We start from the raw sequence: 6038 nt of genomic DNA on the forward strand, positions 1-6038 counted from the left end.
GTGGAGTTGAAGTTCACCGCGGCGAGGCTGGACGCATCATAAGCGAGGCCGGTCTGGCGACCTTCCAACAGCGTCGACCCAAGCTTGGCCAGTAGCGCCTTGGCCGCATACATGGTTTCGCAATCGACCAGATCGCCGGCAATCGCGGCGACACTTGCGCCCGCATTGACCGCCTTGATCGCATCAAATGCTTCGGCCCAGGTTGCCGGCTGCAGCTTGCCGTCGCGGCGCACATAAGGCTTGTCGAGGCGGGCCCGAACGAGACCATCGACATGATGGCGCGTCTTGTCCGACGCCCATTCCTCGTTGACGTCTTCGTTGATGCGCGGGAGCGCCCGCAGCACCTGACGGCCGCGGCTATCGAGACGGATGTTGGTGCCCAGCGCGTCCATCACGTCGATCGCGAAGGTCTTCTTGAGCTCCCACGGCCGCGCTTCGAAAGCGTAGGGCTTCGAGGTGAGCGCCCCGACGGGGCACAGATCAACGACATTGCCCGACAGTTCGGACGAGACCGCCTGCTCCAGATAGGAGGTGATCTGCATATTCTCGCCGCGATAAAGCGCGCCGATCTCTTCGACGCCGGCGACTTCCTCGGCGAAGCGTACGCAGCGCGTGCACTGGATGCAGCGGGTCATGACCGTCTTGATGAGCGGTCCCATATATTTTTCGGTGACCGCGCGCTTGTTTTCATGGAAGCGCGTGAAGCCACGGCCATAGGCGACCGATTGATCCTGCAGGTCGCACTCGCCGCCCTGATCACAGATCGGGCAATCAAGCGGATGGTTGATGAGCAGGAACTCCATCACCCCTTCGCGCGCCTTCTTGACCATCGCGCTATCGGTGCGGATTTCCTGGTTGTCGGCAGCCGGCAGCGCGCACGATGCCTGCGGCTTCGGCGGCCCGGGCTTCACCTCGACCAGGCACATGCGGCAATTGCCGGCGATCGAGAGACGCTCATGATAGCAGAAGCGCGGCACTTCCTTGCCGGCGGCCTCGCAGGCCTGCAGCACGGTGGAGCCGGCGGGGACTTCGATCTCGACGCCGTCGACGGTCAGCTTGGGCATATCTGTTACTCCGCCGCGACCGCGAGGGGCTCGGCCCCACGCTCTGTGATGCGGCGTTCGATTTCGGGGCGGAAGTGGCGGATCAGGCCCTGGATCGGCCAGGCCGCAGCGTCGCCCAGCGCGCAGATGGTGTGGCCTTCGACCTGCTTGGTCACTTCGTGCAGCATGTCGATTTCGGACAGGTCGGCCTCGCCCGTGCGCAGCCGCTCCATCACGCGCCACATCCAGCCGGTGCCTTCGCGGCACGGCGTGCACTGGCCGCAGCTCTCATGCTTGTAGAAATAGCTGATCCGGCTGATCGCGCGGACGATGTCGGTCGACTTGTCCATCACGATCACCGCCGCCGTGCCGAGGCCCGAGCCGAGCTCGCGCAGACCGTCGAAATCCATCGGCGCGTCCATGATCTGCGCGGCCGGCACCAGCGGCACCGACGAGCCGCCCGGAATCACCGCCAGCAGATTGTCCCAGCCGCCGCGTATCCCGCCGGCATGCTTGTCGATCAGCTCGCGGAAGCTGATCCCCATCGCTTCCTCGACCACGGTCGGCGTGTTCACGTGGCCGCTGATCTGGAAGAGCTTGGTGCCCTGATTCTTGTCGCGGCCGATGCCGGCGAACCAGCTCGGCCCGCGCCGCAGGATCGTCGGCACCACCGCGATCGATTCGACGTTGTTGACCGTCGTCGGGCAGCCGAACAGGCCCACGCCCGCCGGGACAGGCGGCTTGAGGCGCGGCTGGCCCTTCTTGCCCTCGATGCTTTCGATCTGCGCGGTTTCCTCGCCGCAGATGTAGGCGCCGGCGCCGCGATGCACGAACACGTCGAAATCGTAGCCCGATCCCGCCGCATTCTTGCCGAGGAAGCCCTTCTCATAGGCCTGCGCGACGGCGGCGAAGAGGTTCTCGGCCTCGCGGATGAACTCGCCGCGAATGTAAATGTAGGCCGCCCGCGCGCGCATCGCGAAGCCCGCGATCAGCGCGCCTTCGAGCAATTTGTGCGGATCGTGGCGCAGAATCTCGCGATCCTTGCACGAACCAGGCTCGGATTCGTCGGCGTTGATCAGCAGGAAGCTCGGCTTGCCCGGCTTCGGCTCCTTGGGCATGAAGCTCCACTTCATGCCGGTGGGGAAGCCCGCGCCGCCGCGACCGCGCAGGCCCGACGCCTTGATATCCTCGATGATCTGGTCCTGCCCGCGAACCATCAGGTCCTTGGTATTGTCCCAGTCGCCGCGCTTCAGCGCACCTTCGACTCCCCAGTCCTGGAAGCCGTAGATGTTGGTGAAGATCCGGTCCTTGTCCTCGATCGGGCTGATCATCGGCCCTTCCCCACCAATTTCTCCGCTCCGAAATAGACGGCCACCGCCAGCGTGAACGCCAGCGCGACCGCCGCCACCTCGACCAGCACCTTCAACAGCACCACGGTCAGCACGATACCGAGGATGATCGCAACGACGGCCGGCATCAGGAGGCGAACTCCTTGAGCACGGTCGGTCCGCCGACCGGCGCCGCCTTAAAGCGATCGACCTGCGGCCCCGGCGTCGGCTGCTCGCCGCGCGCCAGCGCCTCGAGGATCGCGGTCGTGCTCTCGAACGTCAGGTCCTCGTAATTGTCGTCGTTGATCTGGACCATCGGCGCGTTGACGCAGGCACCCAGGCATTCGACCTCGGTCAGCGTGAACAGGCCGTCGGGGGTGGTCGCACCCTTCTTCAGGCCCTTCTTGTAGCAGGCGTCGAGGACGTCGTCCGACCCGCGCAGCATGCACGGCGTCGTCCCGCACACCTGCACATGATAGCGCCCGACCGGCGCCATGTTGTACATCGTGTAGAAGCTGACGACCTCCAGCGCGCGAATGTACGGCATGCCGCACTGTTCGGCGACATATTCGATCACCGGGATCGGCAGCCACCCTTGCGTATTCGTCTCCGCGCCGACCTGACGCTGCGCCAGATCGAGCAGCGGCATCACCGCCGAATGCTCGCGCCCCTTGGGATAGCGCGCGAAGATCTCCTTCGCCTTCGCGGCATTCGCCTCGGTCCAGGCGAAATTGCCCCAGCGGGCGCGGGTTTCGGCCTCGTCGGGAATATGGGCTGCGTCAGCCATGCTTCAGGTTCCTACGCGCACGAACGATGTTGGCCGCCATCCACACCGCGCATGCGCCGATCGTGAAAATCATGCCCGCGCCGGTCGAAAGCTGGGCGATGCCGAACGCCACGACGGCAATCAGCATCGGGACCACGAAGAACAGCCACATCGGGAAGGTACTGCCGCTCACCGATCGCACTCCCCGAACACCACGTCGATCGCGGAGAGGACCGCGGTGGTGTCGGCCAGCATGTGGCCCTTCATCATCATGTCCATCGCCTGCAGATGGCTGAAGGCGGTGGGACGGATCTTCACGCGGTACGGCCGGTTGGTGCCGTCGGCGACGAGGTAGACGCCGAATTCGCCCTTCGGGCTCTCGGTCGCGACAGAGACGTCGCCCGCCGGCACGTGGAATCCTTCGGTGAACAGCTTGAAGTGATGGATCAGCGCTTCCATCGACTGCTTCATTTCGCCGCGCCGGGGGGGCGAGATCTTGCGGTCGTCGCTCATCACCGGGCCCTCGGGCATTTCGGCCAGGCACTGCTTCATGATGCGCGCGGACTGGCGCACCTCCTCGACCCGGACCATGAAGCGGTCGTAGCAGTCGCCCTTGGTGCCGACCGGCACGTCGAACTGCATCCGGTCATAGACCTCGTAAGGCTGCGAGCGGCGCAGATCCCAGGGAATCCCGGCGGCGCGGATCATCGGGCCGGAAAAGCCCCATTTCAGCGCGTCTTCCTTCGACACCAGACCGATGTCGACATTGCGCTGCTTGAAGATGCGGTTGTCGACGACGAGGCTCATCGCGTCCTCGAACAATCGCGGCAGCCGGTTGTCGAGCCAGTCACCGATGTCGGTCAGCAGCTTGAGCGGCGCGTCGCGATGCACCCCGCCGACGCGGAAATAGTTCGAATGCATGCGCGCGCCCGAAACGCGCTCGAAGAAGTTCATGCAGTCTTCGCGAATCTCGAACAGCCACAAATTGGGCGTCATCGCGCCCACGTCCATGACGTGGCTGCCGAGGTTGAGCATGTGGTTCGAGATGCGCGTCAGCTCGGCGAAGAAGACGCGCAGATATTGCGCGCGCAGCGGCACCTCGACGCCGAGCAGCTTCTCGATCGCCAGCACGTAGCTGTGCTCCATGCACAGCGGCGAGCAGTAATCGAGCCGGTCGAAATAAGGCACCGTCTGGAGGTACGGACGCCATTCGCACAGTTTCTCGGTCCCGCGATGGAGCAGGCCGATATGCGGATCGACGCGCTCGACGATCTCGCCGTCGAGCTCCATCACGAGACGCAGCACGCCGTGCGCGGCGGGATGCTGCGGACCGAAATTGATCGTGTAATTGTCGGCGCCATGCGCGCTGTCGAGCGCGGCCGCGTCGGCGGTGCCGACGGTGACGGTGCGGGTGCTCACTTCTTCACCTCATCGGCCTTGGCCGGCGTCGGCACGCCCGGGGCGACCGGACCCTTCGCCTTCTCGTCGCCGGGCAGCACATATTCGGCGCCTTCCCAGGGAGAGAGGAAGTCGAACATGCGGACGTCCTGCGCCAGCTTCACCGGCTCGTACACGACGCGCTTCTCCTCCTCGGAGTAACGCAGCTCGACATAGCCGGTATAGGGGAAGTCCTTGCGCAGCGGATGCCCCTGGAAACCGTAGTCGGTCAGGATACGGCGCAGATCGGCATTGCCGTCGAACAGCACGCCGAACATGTCGAATACCTCGCGCTCGAGCCAGCCGGCGACCGGCCAGATCGAGGTGACGGAGGGGATCGGCGCAACCTCGTCGGTCGCGACATGGACGCGCAGGCGGTGGTTGCGCGTGACCGAGAGCAGGCAATAGACCACCTCGAACCGCTCGGGCCGTTCGGGATAGTCGACCCCGGCAATCTCCATGAGCTGCTGATAGTCGAGGTGGTCGCGCAGCGCGGTCATCGCCTCGACCAGGCCCTCGCGCTTCACGTCGAGCCGGATCTCGTAATTGGCCTCCGACGCATCGAGCAGCAACGGGCCGAGCGCGGCGCGCGCGCGATCAATCACGCCTTCGTTCGAGCTGATCTTGGGAAAGGACGGCATCAGCGCTCGACCGTCCCGACGCGGCGGATCTTACGCTGGAGCTGCATGATGCCGTACAGCAGCGCTTCGGCCGTCGGCGGACAACCGGGGACGTAGATGTCGACCGGCACGATCCGATCGCAGCCGCGAACGACCGAATAGCTGTAATGGTAATAGCCGCCGCCATTGGCGCACGACCCCATCGAGACCACATATTTGGGGTTCGACATCTGGTCGTAGACCCGCCGCAGCGCGGGCGCCATCTTGTTGCAGAGTGTGCCCGCGACGATCATCACGTCCGACTGGCGCGGGGAGGCGCGGGGCGCGGCGCCGAACCGCTCCATGTCATAACGCGGCATGTTGACGTGAATCATCTCGACCGCGCAGCAGGCGAGCCCGAAGGTCATCCACCACAAAGAGCCGGTGCGCGCCCACTGGAACAGTTCCTCGGTCGAGGTGACGAGGAAGCCCTTGTCCTGAACCTGCGCGTTGAGATCGTCGAAGAACGCCTGGTCGGGGGGCGTCACGCCCTCCGGCTTGTACGGATCGAGCGCGGCGGGCAGCGTCACTCCCATTCGAGTGCTCCCTTCTTCCAGGCATAGGCAAAGCCGATCGCGAGTTCGATCAGGAAGACCATCATCGCTGCCCAGCCGGCGAAGCCGATCCCGCCGAGCGCGACCGCCCACGGATACAGGAACGCCGCCTCCAGATCGAACACGATGAACAGGATCGCGATCAGGTAGAAACGCACGTCGAACTGGGCGCGACTGTCCTCGAACGCGGCAAAGCCGCATTCATATTCGGCCAGCTTCTCGGGCGTGGGGTTCGCCGCGCCCGTAAAGCG

At 64.9% G+C, this 6038-nt stretch carries 8 protein-coding genes and 1 pseudogene; all 9 read right to left on the reverse strand.

The features are described from left to right. Positions 1 to 1064 (reverse strand): NADH-quinone oxidoreductase subunit NuoG (nuoG, locus tag ACOJSF_RS02790; protein ID WP_420140707.1); only part of this gene is annotated, 1064 nt, incomplete at its 3' end. 5 nt (positions 1065 to 1069) lie between these two features. Beyond that, entirely contained in the window at positions 1070 to 2374 is a 1305-nt protein-coding gene (gene nuoF, locus ACOJSF_RS02795) for an NADH-quinone oxidoreductase subunit NuoF (protein ID WP_420140708.1), read from the reverse strand. Beyond that, complete coding sequence (locus ACOJSF_RS02800; protein WP_420140709.1) at positions 2371 to 2520, reverse strand: hypothetical protein; 150 nt, start codon at positions 2518 to 2520, stop codon at positions 2371 to 2373. The genes nuoF and ACOJSF_RS02800 overlap by 4 nt, the downstream gene beginning before the upstream one ends. After that, positions 2520 to 3158, reverse strand: a complete 639-nt coding sequence (locus ACOJSF_RS02805) for a complex I 24 kDa subunit family protein (protein WP_420140710.1) — start codon at positions 3156 to 3158, stop codon at positions 2520 to 2522. Before ACOJSF_RS02805 ends, ACOJSF_RS02800 begins: the two co-directional genes overlap by 1 nt. Further along, on the reverse strand, positions 3151 to 3330 hold the full coding sequence (locus tag ACOJSF_RS02810) for a hypothetical protein (RefSeq protein ID WP_420140711.1): 180 nt from the start codon (positions 3328 to 3330) through the stop codon (positions 3151 to 3153). The genes ACOJSF_RS02805 and ACOJSF_RS02810 overlap by 8 nt, the downstream gene beginning before the upstream one ends. After that, positions 3327 to 4478: an NADH-quinone oxidoreductase subunit D gene (locus ACOJSF_RS02815; RefSeq protein WP_420140714.1), complete on the reverse strand. Its 1152-nt coding sequence runs from the start codon at positions 4476 to 4478 to the stop codon at positions 3327 to 3329. Before ACOJSF_RS02815 ends, ACOJSF_RS02810 begins: the two co-directional genes overlap by 4 nt. Before the next feature lie 77 nt (positions 4479 to 4555). Continuing rightward, a pseudogene (locus ACOJSF_RS02820) lies at positions 4556 to 5215 on the reverse strand (NADH-quinone oxidoreductase subunit C); the annotation flags it as partial. Then, positions 5215 to 5769: a NuoB/complex I 20 kDa subunit family protein gene (locus ACOJSF_RS02825; RefSeq protein ID WP_420140712.1), complete on the reverse strand. Its 555-nt coding sequence runs from the start codon at positions 5767 to 5769 to the stop codon at positions 5215 to 5217. The pseudogene ACOJSF_RS02820 and the gene ACOJSF_RS02825, both read right to left, overlap by 1 nt. Then, positions 5760 to 6038, reverse strand: a 279-nt coding sequence (locus ACOJSF_RS02830; protein WP_420140713.1) for an NADH-quinone oxidoreductase subunit A, incomplete at its 5' end; no start/stop codon positions are given. The genes ACOJSF_RS02830 and ACOJSF_RS02825, both read right to left, overlap by 10 nt.

This window comes from Sphingomonas sp., assembly GCF_048594985.1.
Lineage (GTDB): Bacteria > Pseudomonadota > Alphaproteobacteria > Sphingomonadales > Sphingomonadaceae > Sphingomonas_I.

Bases quoted from the DNA above. Each gene is read 5' to 3' on its own strand.
- nuoF (WP_420140708.1), bottom strand. From the start codon at position 2,374: ATGATCAGCCCGATCGAGGACAAGGACCGGATCTTCACCAACATCTAC.
- ACOJSF_RS02800 (WP_420140709.1), bottom strand. From the start codon at position 2,520: ATGCCGGCCGTCGTTGCGATCATCCTCGGTATCGTGCTGACCGTGGTG.
- ACOJSF_RS02805 (WP_420140710.1), bottom strand. From the start codon at position 3,158: ATGGCTGACGCAGCCCATATTCCCGACGAGGCCGAAACCCGCGCCCGC.
- ACOJSF_RS02825 (WP_420140712.1), bottom strand. From the start codon at position 5,769: ATGGGAGTGACGCTGCCCGCCGCGCTCGATCCGTACAAGCCGGAGGGC.